Source organism: Allobosea sp. BK604, assembly GCF_004341515.1.
Taxonomy (GTDB): Bacteria; Pseudomonadota; Alphaproteobacteria; order Rhizobiales; family Beijerinckiaceae; genus Allobosea.
The window spans coordinates 123,971-145,007 of sequence record NZ_SLZF01000002.1; the positions used below are offsets into that span (position 1 = coordinate 123,971).

General features: G+C 64.4%; 21 protein-coding genes and 1 pseudogene. 11 read left to right on the forward strand and 11 right to left on the reverse strand.

Features of this window, described 5'->3' with window-relative positions; all coding sequences use genetic code 11:
* Positions 1 to 320 precede the first annotated feature (320 nt).
* The gene (locus EV560_RS06055; RefSeq protein WP_248311918.1) at positions 321 to 1,139 is read left to right on the forward strand and encodes a metallophosphoesterase; all 819 of its coding nucleotides are present in this window, start codon (positions 321 to 323) and stop codon (positions 1,137 to 1,139) included.
* 143 nt (positions 1,140 to 1,282) lie between these two features.
* On the opposite strand, the gene EV560_RS36305 is transcribed toward EV560_RS06055, so the two are convergent.
* Positions 1,283 to 2,140 (reverse strand): hypothetical protein, encoded by an 858-nt coding sequence (locus EV560_RS36305; RefSeq protein WP_248311919.1) that lies wholly within the window; start codon positions 2,138 to 2,140, stop codon positions 1,283 to 1,285.
* A 189-nt stretch (positions 2,141 to 2,329) separates the two neighbouring features.
* Positions 2,330 to 2,725, reverse strand: a pseudogene (locus EV560_RS36850) (TniQ family protein); the annotation flags it as partial.
* Between the two features lie 352 nt (positions 2,726 to 3,077).
* Between EV560_RS36850 and ugpB the strand changes: the two are divergent.
* From ugpB to EV560_RS06085, 5 genes are all read left to right on the forward strand, one after another.
* Entirely contained in the window at positions 3,078 to 4,397 is a 1,320-nt protein-coding gene (ugpB, locus tag EV560_RS06065; protein WP_131854843.1) for a sn-glycerol-3-phosphate ABC transporter substrate-binding protein UgpB, read from the forward strand.
* A 60-nt stretch (positions 4,398 to 4,457) separates the two neighbouring features.
* A complete protein-coding gene (gene ugpA / locus EV560_RS06070; RefSeq protein ID WP_131854844.1) occupies positions 4,458 to 5,339 on the forward strand; it encodes a sn-glycerol-3-phosphate ABC transporter permease UgpA in 882 nt (293 codons plus the stop codon).
* Complete coding sequence (locus EV560_RS06075; protein WP_131854845.1) at positions 5,339 to 6,097, forward strand: creatininase family protein; 759 nt, start codon at positions 5,339 to 5,341, stop codon at positions 6,095 to 6,097. The genes ugpA and EV560_RS06075 overlap by 1 nt, the downstream gene beginning before the upstream one ends.
* A gap of 163 nt (positions 6,098 to 6,260) precedes the next feature.
* Complete coding sequence (gene ugpE / locus EV560_RS06080; RefSeq protein WP_131854846.1) at positions 6,261 to 7,109, forward strand: sn-glycerol-3-phosphate ABC transporter permease UgpE; 849 nt, start codon at positions 6,261 to 6,263, stop codon at positions 7,107 to 7,109.
* A 7-nt stretch (positions 7,110 to 7,116) separates the two neighbouring features.
* Positions 7,117 to 8,196, forward strand: coding sequence for a sn-glycerol-3-phosphate import ATP-binding protein UgpC (locus EV560_RS06085; protein ID WP_131854847.1), 1,080 nt, complete (start codon positions 7,117 to 7,119; stop codon positions 8,194 to 8,196).
* Positions 8,197 to 8,229: 33 nt separating this feature from the next.
* Here EV560_RS06085 and EV560_RS06090 read toward each other — a convergent pair whose 3' ends face one another.
* Positions 8,230 to 9,099: an MBL fold metallo-hydrolase gene (locus EV560_RS06090; RefSeq protein ID WP_248311920.1), complete on the reverse strand. Its 870-nt coding sequence runs from the start codon at positions 9,097 to 9,099 to the stop codon at positions 8,230 to 8,232.
* 246 nt (positions 9,100 to 9,345) lie between these two features.
* Positions 9,346 to 10,008, reverse strand: a complete 663-nt coding sequence (locus EV560_RS06095) for a peroxiredoxin (RefSeq protein ID WP_131854849.1) — start codon at positions 10,006 to 10,008, stop codon at positions 9,346 to 9,348.
* A 264-nt stretch (positions 10,009 to 10,272) separates the two neighbouring features.
* On the opposite strand from EV560_RS06095, the gene EV560_RS06100 reads away from it, so the two are divergent.
* Positions 10,273 to 10,479, forward strand: a complete 207-nt coding sequence (locus tag EV560_RS06100) for a hypothetical protein (protein WP_131854850.1) — start codon at positions 10,273 to 10,275, stop codon at positions 10,477 to 10,479.
* Positions 10,480 to 10,646: 167 nt separating this feature from the next.
* On the opposite strand, the gene EV560_RS06105 is transcribed toward EV560_RS06100, so the two are convergent.
* Together EV560_RS06105 and EV560_RS06110 are read right to left on the reverse strand one after the other, a co-directional pair.
* Positions 10,647 to 11,285, reverse strand: coding sequence for a redoxin domain-containing protein (locus EV560_RS06105; protein ID WP_131854851.1), 639 nt, complete (start codon positions 11,283 to 11,285; stop codon positions 10,647 to 10,649).
* A 135-nt stretch (positions 11,286 to 11,420) separates the two neighbouring features.
* The gene (locus tag EV560_RS06110) at positions 11,421 to 13,592 is read right to left on the reverse strand and encodes a protein-disulfide reductase DsbD family protein (RefSeq protein WP_131854852.1); all 2,172 of its coding nucleotides are present in this window, start codon (positions 13,590 to 13,592) and stop codon (positions 11,421 to 11,423) included.
* Between the two features lie 183 nt (positions 13,593 to 13,775).
* On the opposite strand from EV560_RS06110, the gene EV560_RS06115 reads away from it, so the two are divergent.
* Positions 13,776 to 14,627, forward strand: coding sequence for an SDR family NAD(P)-dependent oxidoreductase (locus EV560_RS06115; RefSeq protein ID WP_131854853.1), 852 nt, complete (start codon positions 13,776 to 13,778; stop codon positions 14,625 to 14,627).
* Here EV560_RS06115 and EV560_RS06120 read toward each other — a convergent pair whose 3' ends face one another.
* Genes EV560_RS06120 through EV560_RS06130 form a run of 3 tightly spaced genes read right to left on the reverse strand, consistent with a single transcriptional unit; the run spans position 14,628 to position 17,175 of the window.
* Positions 14,628 to 15,392, reverse strand: coding sequence for an ABC transporter ATP-binding protein (locus EV560_RS06120; RefSeq protein WP_248311921.1), 765 nt, complete (start codon positions 15,390 to 15,392; stop codon positions 14,628 to 14,630). It lies immediately after the preceding gene.
* Positions 15,380 to 16,132, reverse strand: a complete 753-nt coding sequence (locus EV560_RS06125) for an ABC transporter permease (protein ID WP_131854855.1) — start codon at positions 16,130 to 16,132, stop codon at positions 15,380 to 15,382. The genes EV560_RS06120 and EV560_RS06125 overlap by 13 nt, the downstream gene beginning before the upstream one ends.
* A 20-nt stretch (positions 16,133 to 16,152) precedes the next feature.
* Positions 16,153 to 17,175: an ABC transporter substrate-binding protein gene (locus EV560_RS06130; protein WP_131854856.1), complete on the reverse strand. Its 1,023-nt coding sequence runs from the start codon at positions 17,173 to 17,175 to the stop codon at positions 16,153 to 16,155.
* Positions 17,176 to 17,329: 154 nt separating this feature from the next.
* Between EV560_RS06130 and EV560_RS06135 the strand changes: the two genes are divergently transcribed.
* The 3 genes from EV560_RS06135 (at position 17,330) to EV560_RS06145 (ending at position 19,720) form a co-directional block, all read left to right on the forward strand.
* On the forward strand, positions 17,330 to 17,797 hold the full coding sequence (locus tag EV560_RS06135; protein WP_131854857.1) for an Lrp/AsnC family transcriptional regulator: 468 nt from the start codon (positions 17,330 to 17,332) through the stop codon (positions 17,795 to 17,797).
* 198 nt (positions 17,798 to 17,995) lie between these two features.
* The gene (locus tag EV560_RS06140; protein WP_131854858.1) at positions 17,996 to 18,682 is read left to right on the forward strand and encodes a fumarylacetoacetate hydrolase family protein; all 687 of its coding nucleotides are present in this window, start codon (positions 17,996 to 17,998) and stop codon (positions 18,680 to 18,682) included.
* Positions 18,683 to 18,790: 108 nt separating this feature from the next.
* The gene (locus EV560_RS06145; protein WP_131854859.1) at positions 18,791 to 19,720 is read left to right on the forward strand and encodes a dihydrodipicolinate synthase family protein; all 930 of its coding nucleotides are present in this window, start codon (positions 18,791 to 18,793) and stop codon (positions 19,718 to 19,720) included.
* A 268-nt stretch (positions 19,721 to 19,988) separates the two neighbouring features.
* Here EV560_RS06145 and EV560_RS06150 read toward each other — a convergent pair whose 3' ends face one another.
* Positions 19,989 to 20,480: a copper chaperone PCu(A)C gene (locus tag EV560_RS06150; protein ID WP_131854860.1), complete on the reverse strand. Its 492-nt coding sequence runs from the start codon at positions 20,478 to 20,480 to the stop codon at positions 19,989 to 19,991.
* 92 nt (positions 20,481 to 20,572) lie between these two features.
* Positions 20,573 to 20,902, reverse strand: a complete 330-nt coding sequence (locus tag EV560_RS06155) for a hypothetical protein (protein ID WP_131854861.1) — start codon at positions 20,900 to 20,902, stop codon at positions 20,573 to 20,575.
* Positions 20,903 to 21,037: the final 135 nt, after the last annotated feature.

Genomic DNA, 21,037 nt, shown 5'->3' on the forward strand with positions numbered 1-21,037 from the left:
TCCGTCTCAGCTTTGGCATCCCTCGGAGCTGACGTAAGTCTTTCCAAGCGAGCGAGCGCGTCGATGTACTCGCTCTCGCAAAGCAATGTAGTTTCCATTGTGGTGGCGCTTCGATTTTGCATTTTTCGCCATGAGAGCCTCGCAGTTGAGAGACACTGAACGGCGCAGAGCAGGCGAATGGCGCCGAATGCGCAGAGATGTGCCACATGGAAGTTTACGAGCTTTTCGCTTCGTATTCGCATCCAGCTAGCTCGACTTTGGTTGCCGCAGCGGCAGACTAATGTTAGCTGCCCTGGATGGTGCTGTGGCGCTCGAGCTCAATGCGTCGCCTCAGCCCGGAAAACCGAGCCGTCATGCGCATTTGGCTATTTTCCGACCTGCACCAAGAATTCGACGATCAACTTTGGGACCCGCTTCCGAGCGCCCCTACCGCTGGCTTTGATGTCGTTGTGGTCCCCGGCGATGTGCATATGCCGCTCACCAGGGCGCTGGCGTGGCTCCATGAGAGGTTTTCTGGGCTACACGTCATTTACACTCCCGGCAATCACGATTTCTGGTGGGACAAGGGCGAGGAGCGCTACACGATATGGGACCAACTGCAGCGGGGTCGCGAGCTCGCTGATCGACTTGGCGTCAGCCTCCTCCTCGATAGTTCCGTGGTGGTCGGCGAAACCCGTTTCTTGGGCGGCACTCTCTGGACTGATCTGAGGCTAGGCACCTATTCGCTGCATGCCGCGCTACGCGAAGCGGAAAAGAACATGCGGGACTATCGGCGCATCCGGCGCAAACCGGATCAAAACAAGCGCCTTCGGCCGGCCGAGACACTGCGGCTCCACCGCGCTACCCGCGACTACATTTCCGGCGCGATCTCGATGCCTTGGCTGGGCCAGACGGTCGTGGTCACGCACCACGCCCCACACCCGAACTCACTCGCGGATCGAAGTGATCCGTTGGCTTTCTGCTACGCCTCGGACCTAAGCAGCCTAATCGAGTTCGGTGCCCCAGCACTTTGGGTTCACGGCCATGTTCATAGGGTCTCAGATTACACTGTTGGATTAACGCGCATCTTGGCTAATCCCCGCGGCCATATAGAGGAACAATCCGGGTTCAACCCGAGCCTCTGCATTGACGTGAGATGATGCCTTTACGACGTGCCAGAACAGACCGCTCCACCTGGTCCAGCAACTGGGAGGTGGCGCGCATGAGAACGCACGTACCCGCCGCGATTAGATCCGCAAGTTCATGTCGGGCGAAACGTTGGTAGTCGTTCGCCTCAAACAGATCAACGCCGGGTCTCGGAATTCTGAACTCTCATCTTCGCACACCAGTTTCGCACATCTGACGGCTTAAAAAGGATTCTTTCAACACCGCGAGCTTTCTCATCTACGTAGCATGGCACAACGTGACCGTTCAAAATTGCGAGAATTCGCTCTTGAAATGGCATTTTGTACCAGACTCGACCCGCATTCACACTGCAAAGTAAACGAGGATTAATTCCCTCAACAATTTTAGTCTTGTATCTAATCCTCAGCATTAGTTTGCCGATTTGGTACCTGTCGTAGAAATTCATGCCGCCCGTTTTTGCTTTATCTATTATTTTAGCACGGTTCAGTTCGAGCAACCTAGGAGCGCTCACGTTGAATAAATGGACGGCCGATTCTTCATCAATCCACGTGGCGGAATTGATATTAACGCCAGGCATTCCACGAGCAAATGGTGAATAACTGGAGACATTGATCGCGTAGTCTCCATTTTTGTACGATATAGCTCCTGATTTATACATTTTCTTATTTACGATTACTCGGGACCTGATACCTGGAAGTCTGTTTATCTTGTCCTTTACCCTTTGAATGCACACTTCTAAATTACAGGCTCCTCGATTGAAACCCCCTGCCGCAACACGCAACATCGATTCTCCTAGTTCACCGCCGTATAACTTGACGTTTGAAGTCGTTATGCCATTCAAAAATCTAGCTCGGTTTGATCTGACTGCGGCAATAAAGCTGACAATAGCACCGTATCTGGAATGGGCGTCCGGCTTTTTAGATTGCAAATCGCCTCTGGCGAGCGCCGCTCCTACCACCTCTAGGATGCACTCTGTGCTAGCCTCGTTGAATTCGGGGAGTGTGTAATTCGGCACGAACTTCCCAACTCCGAAACGGGCGGCCAATAACTGAGTTAGCTCGACGGCGACCGGGTTCGCACTTTGCGGAACTATGTTCGTTAATGAATACCGGCAACTTGGTTTCTGACATCGCGAAATGTTTGACCGTGGCCATAGCAAAACGGCTCGACATGCGGGGCAGGCGTGTACCATTTGCACACAATGCTTAGGACACACCCGCCAGAAGCGAAGGTGCCAGGCTGAGACCGCATAACCCTTGTCAGACAGGCACACCGGGCACATGCGGAAAATCTGAAAATCTACAAATCGGTTAGGAATCTTTATATTGTTTAGTGATGAAAATCGCGCGTACTCTGAAGATATGCTAGGCACGATCCGACTGAAAACAGACACACTTGATTCGGTTAGCTTCGCGAGGGCAGCAGCAGTTTTCCTCCGCGAGTCAATATCTTCGCCAAATAACTGAACTGCCGCCAGTATCGCTCTGGGATTTCGGTAGCCGCCTGCCTCGCAGACGCGAGCCACCCAACCCAAGATACTTTCGTCTGGCGCAGGAATAAATCGCACTGGTAGACGAGTATCTTGCCCCAGAGCAGTCATAATGATGATGCCCCCTCGCTCTTTGCCTTTCGCATATCGCCTCGTCAGGCCCTAGGCCGCCCCACAAGGATCAAAACGGTTGTCCGTTATATTGAAAGCAGCAGCCTCTTTGCCGTCGAGACCATGGACGGGTTCGACTTGGTTTACAGGTCTCATGTTTTGGTTAGCAAGTCTCATTTTTTGGTTTTCGGACCACCAGCGTGCGGTGGGAACCCAAGGCAACCCGTACGAAGGGAGCATGGCGCTGCCGTCGTCATATTGTCATTGAAATGTCGCCGGCTCTTCATGTTAGCTTGCGCACCAAACAACAAGAGCCGCCCCCGCGCACCGGAGGGCGGAAGGGAGAACGTACATGACATTCCAGTCCCGCCTCGTGCTTTCCACCGCCCTGCTCACGGCCGCCTGGTCGATGCCGGCCATGGCGCAGACCGAGATCCAGTGGTGGCACGCGATGACCGGCGCGAATAACGACGTCGTCGTCAAGCTCGCCGAGGATTTCAACGCCTCGCAGAAGGAATACAAGGTCGTCCCGGCCTATAAGGGCTCCTATGCCGATGCGCTGAACGCCGGCATCGCCGCCTTCCGCGCCGGCAATGCGCCGCACATCCTGCAGGTCTTCGAGGTCGGCACCGCGACCATGATGTCGGCCAAGGGCGCCATCAAGCCGGTCGCCGACGTGATGAAGGATGCCGGCGAAAAATTCGATCCGAAGAGCTATTTGCCGGCGATCACCGGCTATTACTCGACGACGAAGGGCGACATGCTCTCGTTCCCCTTCAACTCGTCCTCGATGGTGATGTGGTACAACAAGGACGCGCTGAAGAAGGCTGGCCTGCCGGAGGCGCCGCCGAAGACCTGGCCTGAGGTGTTCGAGGCTGCCAAGAAGCTGAAGGCCGCCGGCTACGACAAGTGCGGCTTCTCGACCGCCTGGACGACCTGGGCCAATATCGAGCAGCTCGGCGCCTGGCATAACGTGCCGGTCGGCACCAAGGCCAACGGCTTCGACGGCGTCGACACCGAGTTCAAGATCAACTCCGACCTGTTCGTGAAGCACCTGACCAATCTGGTCGAGCTGCAGAAGGACAAGACCTTCGACTATTCCGGCCGCACCAATACCGGCGAAGGCCGCTTCACCTCGGGCGAATGCCCGATCTTCCTGACCTCCTCGGCCTTCTTCGGCAATGTCAACGCCAATGCCAAGTTCGCCTGGGCCAACGCGCCGATGCCGTATTATCCCGACGTGCAGGGCGCGCCGCAGAACTCGATCATCGGCGGCGCTTCGCTCTGGGTGATGGGTGGCAAGAAGGCCGACGAGTACAAGGGCGTCGCCAAGTTCTTCAACTTCCTGTCGGATGTCGACCGTCAGGTGAAGTTGCATACCGAGTCGGGCTACCTGCCGATCACCAAGGCGGCCTATGAGAAGGTCAAGGCGTCCGGCTTCTACAAGGACAAGCCCTATCTCGAGACGCCGCTGCTCGAGCTCAACAACAAGGAGCCGACCGATAATTCGCGCGGCGTGCGCTTCGGCGGCCTCGTCCAGATCCGCGACATCTGGTCGGAAGAGATCGAGGCGGCGCTGAACGGCCAGAAGAGCCCGAAGGCTGCGATGGACGCCGCCAACGAGCGCGGCAACCAGGCCTTGCGCCAGTTCGAGCGCACCGCCTCGCGCTGAGCCGAACCAATTCAGGCCGGGGCATGAGCCCCGGCCTTTCACTTCATTCCGCGGGCGCCCATGCAGAAGAACGCCTATTTCAAGGGATTGACCATCCCTCTGCTGCTCCTCCTGCCGCAGCTCGCGATCACCATCGTGTTCTTCTACTGGCCGGCGAGCCAGGCGGTCTGGCAAAGCTTCCTGCTGGAGGACGCCTTCGGCACCTCGACCGAATTCGTCTGGTTCGAGAATTACACCGAGCTGTTCTCGCGGCCGGAATATTTCAAAGCCTTCGTCAACACCGTCATCTTCTCCAGCTTCGTCTGCGTGCTCTCGCTCTCGATCGCGCTGCTCTTCGCGGTGATGGCCGACCGGCAGATCAGGGGCGCCGAGGTCTACAAGACCCTGCTGATCTGGCCCTATGCGGTCGCCCCGGCCGTCGCCGGCGTGCTCTGGCTCTTCATGTTCGATCCCTCGCTCGGCATGCTGGCGCGCGGCCTGCAATCGCTCGGCATCGCCTGGAACCCGCGGCTCAACGGCAATCACGCCATGCTGCTGGTGATCCTGGCGGCGACCTGGAAGCAGATCAGCTATAATTTCCTGTTCTTCCTCGCCGGCCTGCAGGCGATCCCGAAAAGCGTGATCGAGGCGGCGGTGATCGACGGCGCCCGGCCGATGCGCCGGTTCTGGACCATCGTCTTCCCGCTGCTCTCGCCGACCACCTTTTTCCTGCTCACGGTCAACATCGTCTACGTCTTCTTCGACACGTTCGGCATCATCGACACCGTCACCGGCGGCGGTCCGTCGGGCGCAACCCAGACGCTGGTCTACAAGGTCTGGGCCGACGGCAAGGGCGGCACCGATCTCGGCGGCTCGGCGGCGCAGTCCGTCATCCTGCTGGTCATGGTCATCGGCATGACGGCGATCCAGTTCCGTTTCATCGAGCGCAAGGTGAGCTACTGATGGCGTCCGTTCTCTGGCAGGAGCTCACGGCTGAGGATCTGAGGCACAAGGCGGCGAATGATGCCGTCGTCGTGCTGCCGATCGCCTCGATGGAGCAGCACGGGCCGCATCTGCCTGTCGGCGTCGACACCATCCTGTGCGGCGGCGTCTGCAAGGCGGCGGCCGAGCGCGCCGGCGATGTCGAGGTCGTGGTCGCGCCGACGCTCTGGTGCGGCATGGCCGAGCATCACATGGCCTTCGGCGGCACCTTCACCTTCGACATCCCGACCTATCGCGCCGTCCTGCTCGCCTTCCTCAGGAGCATCGAGCGCCACGGCTTCAACCGTGTGGTGATCGTCAACGGCCATGGCGGCAATATCGCCGCGCTCGCCGCCTTCCTGCCCGATTTCGCGCGCGAGACCACGCTGCGCATCCTCGGCACGACCTATTTCACCCTGGCGCAGGAGGCGATGCAGCCCTTCATGCAGGACCAGGTCAGCGTGCTCCATGCCTGCGAGGTCGAAACGTCGATGATGATGGTGCTGGCGCCGCAGACGGTGAAGCACGACCGGCTACCCGAGGCGTTCGGCATGCTCGACGCGGATCTCGCCGCACTGACCCGCCCGCTCGTCGGGCGCTACCGGCCCTTCCGCGAGATGACCGAGACCGGCGTGATCGGCGATGCCCGCCGCGCCACCAAGGAGAAGGGCGAGGCCTTCCTCGAGGCCTGCGCCGAGACGCTGGCGAAGCTACTGCGCGACCGGGAGGCCTGGCACTGATGGTTGCCAACACCCTTCCGTCGTTGCGAGCACCCGGGTCTTGCCTTCGGCAAGCCCGGGTACAGGCTCCGCGAAGCAATCCAGGGCGATTGCCTGCGGCCGCTGGATTGCTTCGTCGGCCAGGCCTCCTCGCAATGACGACTTCCGCCGGAGGACAGGACTGATGGTCGAAGACCGGCGCCTCGGCGATCTCATCGCCTATATCATCCTGACGATCGGCGTCGCCATCGTCGCCTTCCCGGTCTGGCTGACCTTCGTCGCCTCGACCTGGGATGCCGCGACCATCATCAACGGGCAATTGCCGCTCTATCCCGGCCCGCATTTCTTCGAGAACTATTACCGGGTCCTCTTCGTCGGCACGTCCAGCACGACGCGCGAGCCGGTCGCGACGATGATGTTCAACTCCTTCGTCATGGCGATGACGATCGCGATCGGGAAGATCATCATCTCCGTGCTCTCGGCCTATGCCATCGTCTACTACCGCTTCCCGTTCCGGATGGCGGCCTTCTGGATCATCTTCGTCACGCTGATGCTGCCGGTCGAGGTGCGTATCTTCCCGACCTTCAAGATCGTCTCCGATCTCGGCATGCTCGACACCTATCAGGGCCTGGCCGTGCCGCTGATCGCTTCGGCCACCGGGACGCTGCTGTTCCGCCAGTTCTTCCTGACCATCCCGGACGAATTGCTGGAGGCCTCGAAGATCGACGGCGCCGGGCCGTTCAAGTTCTTCAAGGATACGATGCTGCCGCTCTCGATCACCACGATCGCGGCGCTCTTCGTGATCCAGTTCATCTATGGCTGGAACCAGTATCTCTGGCCGCTGCTGATCGCCACCAAGGACTCGATGCTGACCATCGTCATTGGCATCAAGAAGATGATCGTCACCTCCGACGCCCTGACCGAATGGCAGCTCGCCATGGCCACCGCCATGCTGGCGATGCTGCCGCCCGTCTTCGTCGTCATCGTCATGCAACGGCTCTTCGTGAAGGGCCTGGTCGAAACCGAGAAGTAGCCCGCTTATGGCCCAGGTCACCCTCACCCACGTCAAGAAGGTCTATGCCGGCGGCGTCGAGGCCGTGAAGGGCGTCTCCTTCGACATTCCCGATGGCGGCTTCTGCGTGCTCGTCGGCCCCTCAGGCTGCGGCAAGTCCACGCTGCTGCGCATGGTGGCGGGGCTGGAGACGATCTCCGCCGGCGAGGTCTCGATCGGCAATCGGGTGGTCAACCAGATCGAGCCGGCCGATCGCGACATCGCCATGGTGTTCCAGAATTACGCGCTCTACCCGCATATGAGCGTCTACGACAACATGGCCTATGGGCTGCGCAACCGTGGCACGCCGAAGGACGAGATCGAGAAGCGCGTGGCCGAGGCCGCGCGCATCCTGGCGATCGAGCCCTTTATGCAGCGGCGGCCGCGCCAGCTCTCGGGCGGGCAGCGCCAGCGCGTCGCCATGGGCCGCGCCATCGTGCGCAAGCCGCAGGTCTTCCTGTTCGACGAGCCGCTCTCCAATCTCGACGCCAAGCTGCGCGTGCAGATGCGCGTCGAGATCAAGAAGCTGCAGCGTGCGCTCGGCGTCACCTCGATCTATGTCACGCATGACCAGGTCGAGGCGATGACGCTCTCCGACAAGCTGGTGGTGATGAATGGCGGCCAGGTCGAGCAGATCGGCGTGCCCTCCGAGGTCTATCGCAAGCCGGCAAGCAAGTTCGTCGCGACCTTCATCGGCTCGCCGCCGATGAACATCCTGCCGGCCACGATCGACGGGCCGGGCATCGTCGCGCTCGGCGATGCGATCCTCGAGGCGCGCGACCTGCAGCAGGATCTCGCGGCCGGGACCAAGGTCGAGGTCGGCCTGCGACCCGAGGATATCGAGATCGTCACCGAGGGGCAGGCCGGCTCGCTGCCCTTCGATGTCGAGTTCATCGAGGAGCTCGGCGCGACCCAGCTCTTCCACGGCCAGCTCTCCGGCCTGCCCTTCGTGATGCAGGCGGCGACAGGCGAGGTCGCGGCACAGCCCGGCCGGCTCTGGATCACCGTCGATCCCGACCGGGTGCATGTCTTCGACGCGACGAGCGGAACGCGGCTCGGGCGGGCGTGAGCGCCCGGCCGGGTACGATGAAGCCTCTCTGTCTCAGCGCTTGAGCGCGTTCAGCGGCAGCCTGAGATAGGAGGTGCCGTTGCTCTCGCTCGCCGGCAGGCGGCCGCCGGCGATATTCACCTGCAAGGCGTGGAGTATCAGCTTCGGCATCGGCAAGGTGGCGTCGCGGGCCCGGCGCAACGCGGCAAAGGTCGCCTCGTCACCGGCCTGTGTCAGGTGGACATTGCTGGCTCGCTGCTCGGCAACGGTGCTCTCCCAGGCCGGAGGGCGCCCTCCCGGCTGGTAATCGTGGCCACAGAACAGGCGTGTCAGGTCGGGCAAGGCCAGGATACGCTGGATCGAGCCCCAGAGCGCCTGCGCGTCGCCGCCAGGGAAGTCGCAGCGCGCCGTGCCAAAATCGGGCATGAGGAGCGTGTCGTGAATGAAGGCCGCGTCGCCGGCGACATAGCTGATCGAGGCCAGGGTATGTCCAGGCGAGAACAGCACGCTCACATCGAGATTGCCGACGCGGAATATCTCGCCATCCGCGAAGAGACGATCCCATTGCGAACCGTCCGTCCTGAACGTGTCCGGCAGATTGTAGATGGCTTTCCAGAGCGTCTGGACCTTCGTCACATGCTCGCCGATCGCCGTCTTCGCGCCGGTCTTCTCCCTGAGATAGCCTGCTGCCGAGAAATGGTCCGCATGCGGGTGCGTATCGAGGATCCAGTCGATCGTCAGGCCCCTTTCGCGGGCGAAGGCGAGCAGGCCGTCGGCCGATATGGTGGCCGTCGCGCCGCAGGTCTCGTCATAGTCGAGCACCGGGTCGATCAGGGCGCAGCGGCCGCTCGACGGATCGGAAAGCACGTACTGGACGCTGCAGGTGCGGGGTTCGAAGAAGGCATCGACCGTCGGGCTTTTCATGCGGCCATCGGGAGCCCGCGGCCTCGGCGAAGACTCGTTCATGCGTGCTGCTCCGGATGCGGTGATGGCCCGGCACGTCGCGAGACGATCTGATGCGGCCTCCGCCGCGCTCCAGAGCAGTTCCGCGATTCCCCGAACCGCGGAACTGCTCTAACTCTTTGTTTTATCACATTTTTCTTAACACGAACCGGCCCCCACTTCGCTCGAAAATGCTTTAGCGGCTCGATCGGAGGCCGAATCGCGGGCTCAGCCGGTGGGCTGAGGCACGATGCGGATATAGGGCTTCGGCGAGGTCCAGCCGTTCGGATAGAGCCTTCGCGCCTCCTCGTCCGGCACGGAGCCGGCGATGATGACATCATCACCCATTTGCCAGTTCACCGGCGTCGCGACCCGGTGCTTCGCCGTCAGCTGCAGCGAGTCGATGACACGCAGCACCTCGTCGAAATTGCGGCCGGTGGTCATCGGATAGACCAGGATGAGCTTGATCTTCTTGTCCGGGCCGATGACGAAGACGTTGCGCACCGTCTGGTTGTCCGCCGGTGTGCGCCCGTCCGAACTGCCCTGCGTGTCCGCGGGCAGCATGTCATAGAGCTTGGACACGGCGAGATCGGGATCGCCGATCATCGGATAGTTCAGCGCAGCGCCCTGCGTCTCGCGGATATCCTCGGCCCAGCGGCCATGGTTCTCGACCCGGTCGACGCTGAAACCGATGATCTTGACGCCACGCCTGTCGAATTCCGGCTTGATCCGGGCCATGTAGCCGAGTTCGGTGGTACAGACCGGCGTGAAGTTCTTCGGATGGGAGAACAGCACGCACCAGGAATCGCCGATCCAGTCGTGGAAACGGATTCGTCCCTCGGTGGTTTCGGCCTCGAAATCCGGTGCGGAGCTGCCGATCTGGAGAGTCATGAGGAGCCTCCTTGTCATCGCTGGATGCGTGAGAGCGAGCAAGGTTAACGCTAGCATAAACTTCTACATTCTCGAATAGCGCGGGACGAATCCGGTGGCGTCCCGGATCGCCGCCCTCTGAGCAGGTCGCAGGAGGTCCAGGGCTCGATGGCCTGGTCGGGTGCGGCCTCCGGCCTTCTTGCGGCCGCATTGTGTGATCTAGCGCACATTCTCGCGGCTCCCGAGCGCCTAAGCGTCAGCCCGCCGACATGCGGGGGACACGACATGAACGCGATCTATTACGAGGAGAAGATCAGGCAGTTCCGGCGCCGGGAGATCGAGCGGACGCGGCAGGCCGGGCTTTCGGCCTATGTCCTGAACGAGGATGGCAGCGTGCTGCACATCGCTCCCGACGGGAAGAAGGAACTGATCGTGGTGCAGGGCGGCCGCCGCCAGGTCACGCCTGTGGAATGCGTCGGGGCTGGCCGGTAAGCACTGGCCCGGCAAGCACCGGCAATGGGTCATCGCTGCCCGCCAGCATCATGCTCGCCCATGTGGCGAGCATCCTCGTCTTGAACACCGCATGGGATCGATGAAGACGGATGGCCGGGACAAGCCCGACCATCGCAAGAACGGTGCGTTCAGCGCCGTGTGGCCGCTCAGGTCGTCGGCGCCAGCTTGATGGCGCAGCCATAGGACTTGGTCGCCGCTTCCGAGATCGGCTTGCCGGCCTTCAGCTCGGTCATGGCCTGGCGGACATAGCTCTTGGCGCCGTTGAGGCTGGAGGCGCTGGCGGAGGGCTTGTCGTCGATCGCGCCGGCATAGACCAGGGTGCCCTGCGGGTTGATGATGTACATATGCGGGGTGGTCTGCGCGTGATAGGCGCGCCCCATCGCCCCCTTCGGATCGAGCAGCACATTGCTCGGCGCCGCGTCGCGGGTCTTGGTCAGGTTCTTGGCCTGCGGTCCGTCTGCATAGCCCTGCTCGCCCGGCGGCGAGGAGATGACGCTCAGCCAGACGACGCCGTCCTTGGTCATATCCTTCTGCAGGTTCTGCATGGTCGCGCTGTTATAGTGCTTCCGGACATAGGGGCAGTCATGGTTGGTCCATTCGAGGATCACCGTCTTGCCGGCAAAATCCGAAAGCTTCTGCGGCTTGCCGTCGGCATCGACGACCGAGAAGGCTGGCGCAGCGGCACCGATCTTCGGCGCATTCTGGGCGAAGCCGGCGCCGGCGGTTAGGGTCAGCCCCGCGAGGGCAAGGCCGGCGATGAAAGTCTGCCTGGTCATGGCTTTCATGTCTGTCTCCGTCGTCTCGGGTTGCATAGACTTACTTGTCGCATCGCTCATGCAGAAAACCGGTTTCCACTTTTCCGCGCGATGCTCTGGTTCGGAGCAAAACGGCGAAACGCTATCTCCCTTCCGCCATCGGGCTCACCGGCTCGCGGCCGTCTTCACCTCGCGGCCGGCTGCGCGCTCGGCCGCGGTGATCAGCATGTCCGTCGTCAGGAGCTGCGGCAGGATCTCGGCCTGCCCGCCCTTCGACGCGGGGTAGAACAGATAGAGCGGCACGCCGGCGCGGCCATGCTCGGCCAAAGCCTGCGCGATGACCTTGTCGCGATTGGTCCAGTCGGCCTTGAGATAGGCGACCTTCAGCGAGGCGAAGGCGTCCTTGACCTCCTGCCGCGACAGCGACACGCGCTCATTGGCCAGGCAGGTGATGCACCAGGCCGCGGTGAAATTGACGAAGACCGGCCGTCCCTGCGCCTGCAGCGCGGCGACGCGCTCGGGCGACCAGGCCTCGACCTCGCCGGCGCGCGCCTCGCTCGGACCGTCGCTCGGCACGGCGCTCTGGACGACGAAGGTTCCGGCGCCGATGGCGACGAGCAGCGCCAGAATGGAGGTGGCGACGCGGGTGCGGCCGCCCGCCCCTCGGCTGAGGCCGAGCAACCAGACCAGGAAGCCGGCGGCGAGGACGGCGACGAGCGCGGCCAGCACGCCCATCGGCCCAGCCTGGACCGAGGCGACCCAGACCAGCCAGATCGCCGTCGCGAACATCGGGAAGGCGAAGGCCTGCTTGAGAATGACCATCCAGCGGCCGGGCTTTGGCAGGAGGCGCAGCCAGCCCGGCGCGAAGGAGAGCATGACGACCGGCGCGGCGAAGCCGAGCGCAAGCGCAAGGAAGACGCAAAGCGCGAGCGCCGGCGGCTGGGTCAGCGCGTAGCCCATGGCCGCGCCCATGAAGGGCGCCGTGCAGGGCGTGGCGACGATGACCGCGAGTGCGCCCGTCATGAAGGCGCCCATCCGGCCGCCGCTGCTGGCGAGGCCGTGACCAACGCCCTGAACCGAGCTGCCGACCTCGAAGGCGCCGAGCAGGTTGAAGCCGATCAGCGCCATGATGACCGCGAGCGCAATCACCACCGGCGGCGATTGCAGCTGGAAGCCCCAGCCGACGCTCGTGCCGAGCGCGCCCAGGCCGATGACGATGCTAGCAAGCACGAGGAAGGTCGCAAGCACGCCGCAGAGGAAGAGCAGGCCCTGCTCGCGCACCTCGGCCCGGTTCGCCTGCGCCAGCTGCGCGAAGCCGAGCGCCTTGATGAAGAGCACCGGCAGCACGCAGGGCATCAGGTTGAGAATCAGGCCGCCGGCAAAGGCGAAGGCGAGTGCGGCCCAGAGCGTGAGATCGCTCTCGGGCGGCGGGGCCGGCGTCCGCACGACGGCGGTGCCGCTCGGCGCAGCCTCGGTGGCAGCGGTCACCAGGGAAGGCTCGACATCCGCCACCAGCGTCAGCGCGCGCGGGATGCTGCCCTCGCGATAGGTGACGACGCCGGAGAGTTCCGGCCTGGTGATCTTGAAGGCGCTCGAGCGGGTGAGCTGCAGGCTGGCGCCTTCGCCCTCAGCCGCGAGGGCTTGCGGCGCTGCGTGGTCGATCAGCGTGTCGGAAAGCGGGAAGAAGCGCAGATCCGTCGCCGCCTTGCCGATGCCGGGCAAGGCGAGCGCGAGCCTGTCGCCCTCCCCCGTCAGCCTGGCCTTGAACTGAGCCGGCTGCGGCAGCGCGGCGCGCACCGCTTCGATGCGCTGCTGCGCCTGTTCATCGACGACCGCCGCAGGGCCGATCGGCAGGTCGAGCGTGAACAGTCCCTCTTCGGGAATGCAGATCTTCTCGCAGACCAGCCAGGTCGCATTGGCCTTGAGCGTGAGCGTCTCGCCCGGCTTGGCGCTCTCCGGCACGGTGATCTCGACCGGCAGCAGCACCGTGCCCTCGAAGCCGAAATTGACCAGCGGCGGGAAAGGGATGGCTTTTGGCGCCGGCCACTGGATCTCGCCGGCGGCATAGCCTTCCGGCAAGGTCCAGTCGATCTTGGTGGCCTCGCCGGAATCGCCGGGATTGGCCCAATAAGTGTGCCAGCCCTTGGTGATCTTCTGCTTGAGCGCGACCTGGAAGCGCTCGCCCGGCTGAACCGTGTCGCGGCTGGAGACCAGGGTGGCGGAGAGGCGCGGGCTGGTGACGGCGGGCGATTCCGCAGCAAAGCCAGCGGCAGGCGTCAGCAGCGCCAGGGCGAGCAGGCCCTGCCGGAGGAAGCGGTTTGCGCTGCGATCACCCATGACTGCCGTCATCGTTCCTTCGAAACTCCCTGCTCTAGTGCCCCAATCCGGCGGCCGAGGCCAATGACAAGCCGGTGAGGCCGGCTTTTTCAGACGTTCTTCAAAACAGCGCGACGCGCCATGATGTCGCCCCGAGCCGCCCCTTAGGTGCCGCCGCCCACCACCCGAATCGCGAGACCTCCCATGACGATCGAGTTTTCCGCCTTCGCCCCCTCGCGCGTCGCCGTGATCACCGGCGGAGCCTCGGGCATCGGCTTCGCCGCCGCCCGGCATTTCGCCTCGCTCGGCATGAAGGTGGTGATTGCCGACCGCGATGGCGAGGCCCTGAAGGCCGCCGGCCAGGTCCTGGCCGCGATCGTGGGCGAGGAGAACGTGCTCGCCGCCGCGACGGACGTCTCGCGCTCGGACGAACTGCGCGCCCTGCACGAGCAGGTGACGACGCGCTTCGGCAATGTCCACGTGCTGATGAACAATGCCGGCATCCAGCCGGGCAGCGCGATCTTCGGATCCTGCGAGAGCTGGGAGCGCATTCTCGGCGTCAATCTCGGCGGCGTCGTCAATGGCTGCCAGATCTTCGGACCCGGCATGGTCGCGAGCGGCGAGCCCGGCGTGATCATCAATACCGGCTCGAAACAGGGCATCACCACGCCGCCGGGCGATCCGGCCTATAATGTCTCGAAGGCGGGGGTGAAGGCCTTCACCGAGGCGCTGCAACACGAGCTGCGCCAGAAGGAGGGCGGCAAGGTCAGCGCCCATCTGCTCATTCCTGGCTGGGTCTACACGCCGCTGGCGGCCAAGGGACGTACCGAGAAGCCCGCCGGCGCCTGGATGCCGGAACAGGTGATCGCGTTCATGATGGAGCGGCTGGAGGCGGGCGACTTCTACATTCTCTGCCCGGACAACGACACGCCGCGCACGCTCGACGAGAAGCGCATGCTCTGGGCGATCGGCGATATCGTCGAGAACCGCCCGCCGCTCTCGCGCTGGCATGGCGCGTATGGCGAGACGTTCAAGGCCTTCGTCGAGGGGCAGTGATCAGATCGCCGCGCCGTCCGTCACGACCTCGCCGCCCAGCCCCAGCCTGACCGCCCGCACGATCTCGGCCTCGCCCTCGGCGCCGCGCTTGCGCGGCCGCTGGGCGCTGATGCGATGCTCGGCGATGATCTGGCCGGGCGCGCCCGACAGCACGACGACACGGTCGGCCAGATAGGCGGCCTCGTCGATATCATGGGTGACGAAGAGTACGGTCTTGCCGGTGCTCTGCCAGACGCGGATCAGTTCGTCCTGCAGGTTCTCACGGGTCAGCGCATCAAGCGCCGAGAACGGCTCGTCCATCAGCAGGATCTCGGGCTCGACCGCGAGCGCGCGCGCCAGCGAGACGCGCTGGCGCTGGCCGCCGGAGAGCTGATGCGGCCAGCGCTGGGCGAGATGGCCGAGGCCCACGAGGTCGAGCATCTCCTGCGCCTTCTTCAGCCGGGCGGCGCGCGGAACCTGCCCTTCGAGCCCGAAGGCAACGTTGGAGATCACCTTGCGCCAGGGCAGCAGGCGCGAATCCTGGAAGACGAGCGCGACCGGGCGGCGGGTCGCGTCCTTCGCGTTGATCACGACCTCGCCGCCGCTCGGCCTGGCCAGGCCGGCGACGACACGCAGCAGCGTCGACTTGCCGACGCCGGAGGGGCCGACGATCGCCAGGAACTCGCCGCGCGCGACTTGCAGGTCGAGCTTGCGCAGCACCTCCGTCGCCTCGCCGTCCCTGGTGAAGGTCAGCGAGAGGGATTTGATGTCGATCACGCTTTCCATCGCAGCAGCCATCCCTGGAGAGCGACGAACAAGGTGTCGAGCAGGCCGTAAAGCGCAGCCATGGTCAGCATGTAGATCACCACGATATCGGTCGCGAGCAGGCTGGAGGCCTGCATCATGCGCTGGCCGACGCCGGCGACGCCGAAGATCTCGGCTGCGACCACCGCCATCCAGGCCTGGCCGAGCGCGGTGCGCACGCCGACGAGGATGCCAGGCAGCGCCGCCGGCAGCAGGATCTTGGTGAGGCGCTGCCAGGAGGAGCGGAAGCCAAAGGCATCGGCGACCTCGACGAGATCGCGATCGACGCCCTTGATCGCGCCCTGTGCCGCGAAGAAGACGATCCAGAACACGCCGATCGCGATGATGAACACCGCGGCCGACGGATTCACGCCGAACCAGATGATGGCGAAGGGCACCCAGGCGAGGCCCGGGATGGGCCGCAGCACCCGCACGACCCAGGCCGTCGCCTCCTCGGCGATCCTGAACATGCCGACGAAAATGCCGAGCGCAGCGCCGAGGCCGGCGCCGACGAAGAGCCCGATGAAATAATGCCAGAGCGAACCGAGGATGGCCGAGCCCCAGGCGCCCGAGGTGACCTCGCGCCAGAATGCGACCGGCAGGACGCTCGGCCCCGGCAGGAAGGCCGGATTGACCAGCCCGAAATAGGGGATCGCCTCCCAGAGCAGCAGGAAGACGATGAGGCCCGCGAGGGCGAGGGCCGGAGCCCTGAATGCAGTCAAATCAGCCGCCTGTATCCGCGTCAGCCCTTGATGGCGCGCTCGTAATACTGCGTCTCGAACAGTCCGTCGAACGGAAGTTCCTTCTCGAGCGAGCCGAGCTTGACCTGATAGGCCTGCATGGCGCGCGCAGGCTCGATGATCTTGCGCGGGTCGATCTCGAACTTGCTGGCCGGCGAGACCAGCGCCTTCTGGATCAAGGCCGGGTCGACGATGCCCTTGCCGAGCGCTGCGCCGACATGCGGGGCGGCCTTGTCGAGCGACTTCGCGAGCAGGTCCGCTGCCCTGACGAGGCCGCCGACCAGCTTCTGCACCGCGTCCGGGTTCTTGGTGACGAAGGCGCCGGAGGCGGCGACCACCGTACCGGGCTGACCGGGGAACATCTCCTCGCCGCCGGCGACCAGCTTGATGCCGGGATTGCGGGTCTGGATGATGGTCAGCGCCGGCTCGCGCACGATCGCGCCCTCGACGGCGCCGGCAAGCACGGCCTGCTGGGTCGCGTCGATGCCCATCGGCACGATCTCGACATCGCCCTTGTCGGCCTTGGCGACCTCCCAGAGCCAGTATTGCAGAACGGTGTTGGGCACCGAGCCGGCCGGCTGGGTGGCGAGGCGGGCCGGCTTGCCGCTCGCGGCCTTCTGGGCCTTGAAGGCCGCGGCCGCGCTGGTGCCCGGCGTGAAGAACTTGGCGAGCGAGGGAGCGGCGACGAAGACGTTCTCGCCGGTCGCGGTCGAGGCGACGACGCGGATATCGACGCCGCGCGAGCGGGCGACGGCGAGCGGCGCGACGCCGGCGACATAGAGATCGATCGTGCCCGAGGCCAGCGCCTGGATCATGTTCGGGCCGGATTCGAACACGGTGAAGGTCGGCGCGATGCCGGCTTCCTTCAGCCAGCCCTCGCCATTGGCGACGAAGACCGGCGCGGTGCCGATGACCGGGATGTAGCCGACGCGAGCGGCGACACCGGCCTGCGCACGGGCGCCGCCGGCAAACGACGCTGCGGCCACAAGGGAAGTGCCGGCGAACAGGAACTGGCGGCGGTCCATCTCTAATTCCTCAGGTGTGGTGTGAATTCAGCCTATTGACTGCTCATAAAAGGATTTTCTATCTAAATACAAGATTGATGCGTCAAAAGGAAGAAAATTCTACACTGGCACAGAAAGTGCTAAGAATTTTCTCCGCCGGCATAGGCTGAAGAGAATGGATGCGATCGACCGTAAAATTCTGACCGTCCTGCAGAGCGACGCCAACATCTCGATCGCGGAGCTCGCCGACCGGGTCGGCCTGTCGCAGACTCCGTGCTGGAAGCGGATTCAGCGCCTGGAAGCGACCGGCGTCATCACCAAGCGCGTCGCGCTGGTGGCGCCGGAGAAGATCGGCCTGGGGCTGACCGTCTTCGTGCAGATCGAGACCGCCGACCATTCCGGCCCCTGGCTGGAGAAATTCGCCCAGACCGTCGCCTCTATGCCGGAGGTGATGGAGTTCTATCGGATGGCGGGGGATGTCGACTACATGCTGCGCGTCGTCGTCGCCGACATGGCCGCCTATGACAGCTTCTACAAGAAGCTGATCGATACGATCCCGCTCAAGAACGTCACCTCGCGCTTCGCGATGGAGCGGATCAAGGCGACGACGGCCTATAAGGTGCCGGAATTGCCGAAGGTTTAGCCTCGCCGTCATTGCGAGGAGCGCAGCGACGAAGCAATCCAGGGGGACTGGGTGCCCGGCCTCCCCTGGATTGCTTCGCTGTGCTCGCCATGACGGAATGACATCCGTGCAGCCCCGCCACTTAACTCCGGGTACTTGCCCCCGCGCTCGCGCTCCCGCATGAACGGCACCGAAGTTGTCAGAGGAGTGCCGCCTGCCATGTCGAATTACGTAATCGATCCGCCCGCCATCGCCACGGTGCCGGTCGCGGGTGGCGGGCTCTTCCCGGTGCGGCGCATCTTCTGCGTCGGGCGCAATTACGCCGAGCACACCCGCGAGATGGGCGGGGATCCGGACCGCGAGGAGCCGTTCTTCTTCACCAAGCCGGCCGATGCCGTCGTGACCGGCGGGGCGGATACGCGCTATCCGACCAAGACCAGCGACCTGCATCACGAGATGGAGCTCGTCGTCGCGATCGGGAAGGGCGGCAAGGACATCGCCGAGGCCGATGCGCTCGCCCATGTCTACGGCTATGCCGCCGGCCTCGACATGACCCGTCGCGACCTGCAGGCCGCCGCCAAGAAGGCCGCCCGTCCCTGGGACATGAGCAAGGGTTTCGACCAGTCGGCGCCGATCGGCGAGATCGTGCCGGCCGCCAAGGCCGGCCATCCCGATGCCGGGCTGATCGAGCTGAAGGTCAATGGCGCGGTGCGCCAGACCTCCGACCTCGCGAAGATGATCTGGAACGTGCCGGAGACGATCGCCTACCTGTCCGGACTGGTCGAGCTCGCTCCGGGCGACCTGATCATGACCGGAACGCCGGAGGGCGTCGCCGCCGTCAAGCGCGGCGACCTGATGGAAGGCACCATCGCCGGCGTCGGCACGGTCAGCACCAAGATCGTCTGAGCGCTGAATTTTCGAGGGCCCTCTGTCGCGAAGACGACGGAAGGGCCGCTGCCGCTGTCCTATCAAACACGGCGCCGCGAAGGCGCCTGAAGAGCGAGAGCCACGACCATGCGCCTGACCATCGACGCCGGCGGCGTCTTCCCGATCGCCCCGACCCCCTTCATGCCCGACGGGGCGATCGACTGGGCGAGCGCCGACCGGCTGTTCGAGTATTATGCGAGCATCGGCTCGGATGGCGTCACCGTGCTCGGCATCATGGGCGAGGCGCCCAAGCTCGAGCCGGATGAATCGGTCGAGCTGGTCAAGCGCAGCGTCGCGAAGATGGGCGGCAAGCCGATCATCGTCGGCGTCTCCGCGCCGGGCTTCGCCGCGATGCGCTCGCTGGCGCGGCAGGTGATGGACCTCGGCGCCGGCGCCGTGATGATCGCCCCGCCCTCCTCGCTGCGCACCGACGACCAGATCGTCAACTACTACGCCCAGGCGGTCGAGGCGATTGGCACCGACATCCCGTTCGTCATCCAGGATTATCCGTTGACGCTTTCGGTGGTGATGACGCCGGCCGTGATCCGCCGGATCGTCATGGACAACCCGTCCTGCGTGATGCTGAAGCACGAGGACTGGCCGGGCCTCGAGAAGATCTCGACCCTGCGCAAGTTCGAGGCTGAAGGCTCGCTGCGCAAGATCGCGATCCTGACCGGCAATGGCGGCCTCTTCCTCGATTTCGAGATGGAGCGCGGCGTCGACGGGGCGAACACGGGCTACGCCTTCCCCGAGCTGCTGATCGACGTGGTGCGCTTGAGCAAGGAAGGCAAGCGCGACGCCGCCCATGACATCTTCGACGCGCATCTGCCGCTGCTGCGCTACGAGCAGCAGCAGGGCGTCGGCCTCGCCGTGCGCAAATACGTGATGGCGAAGCGCGGCATCCTCGCCCATGACGCCCAGCGCAAGCCAGGTGCCGGCCTCACCGCGGCTGCCAAGGCCGAGGTCGACTACCTGCTGGCGCGGCTGGCCAAGCACGATCCGCGCGCGAAGCTCTGAGCGAACGACCGGGCGGGCGGCCCCTTCCCTTCTCCCCTTGCGGGAGAAGGTGCCCCGTCAGGGGCGGATGAGGGGTCGCGCCGTCCGAAATCGTTGAGCCTGGTCGAAGCGCCGCGCGGCAATCGTCGCGCGACCCCTCATCCGTCTCGGCTTCGCCGAGCCACCTTCTCCCGCACCAAAGTCGGGTGTTCCCGACTTTGGCACCGATATCTGCCCATCTCGGGCGAGCCCGAGATGGGTGGGAGAAGGAGACCTGCGCCGCCAAGCCTCAATGCTTATGACCGCCGCCGGCCGGCTCGCTGCCGCCGCGGGCGCCCATGCCTTCGACCTTGAACTCGACCTCGATCGTGCCGGCCTTCTCGAAGGTCAGCGTGCCCTTGACCATCTCGTCCTGCTTCAAGGGCTGCTTCAGCTCCTGGAACATGATGTGGTAGCCGCCGGGCTTGAACTCGACCTTGCCGCCCGGCGGGATCTCGACGCCCTTGTCCAGCTCGCGCATGGTCATGACGCCGTCCCTGGTGGCCATCTCGTGGATCTCGCCGCGGACGGCGAAGGGAGCGGAGACGGCGACGAGCCGGTCGGGCGTCGTGCCGGTATTCTCGATGGTGAGATAGCCACCGCCGACCTTGGCACCGCCCGGCGTGGCGCGCGACCAGGGATGGCCGATCTTGAGGGGGCCGAGCTTGAATTCATGGGCGAAGGCGGCGGTGCTCGACAGCGCGAGCAGGGCGGCCGCGAGCATGCGAACGGGCTTGTTCATCGGAAAAATCCTGAAAATGGCTGGCCGCCGGGCGGCCTTGAACCCCTGAGCGCGGCCTCTTTGGGCGCGGCTTGGGCGGGAAAAGCGATGCGTCAGCTGAGAGCTGTGGCCGGCGGGGCGCGTGACTGCGGCAGGCCGAGCAAGACGCCGCGCGGCAGTCCGGCGGCGAGCAGTTGCGGTGCGGCGACGAGCAGAGCGATCCGGCTGCCGGCAGGCTGGAGCGCCTCGGGCGGGGCCGCGACGATGGGGTTCGTCGGGCAGCCCTGGCAATGCTGCTGGCCGGCATCGGAGGCCGGCAGGTTCTGGTCCGGAGCCGGCTGGCCCGAACAGAGCACCGCACCATCGAGCGCCGGATGCGCGGCGAAGGCCGTTGACGGCGCGAGCGCCGCCGCCAGCACCGCCAGCGCATAGGCGCTCGCCAACCAGGCTCCGAGGACGGAGTGGCGCAAGCGCGCAAGCATGGAGGCGGTGGCCGGCATGCCCTGACATGGACTGCTGTCGCAGCCGGCGTCAAGCGGAGTGCTGTCGCAGGCTGCGCTACGACAAGGAGCAGGGAG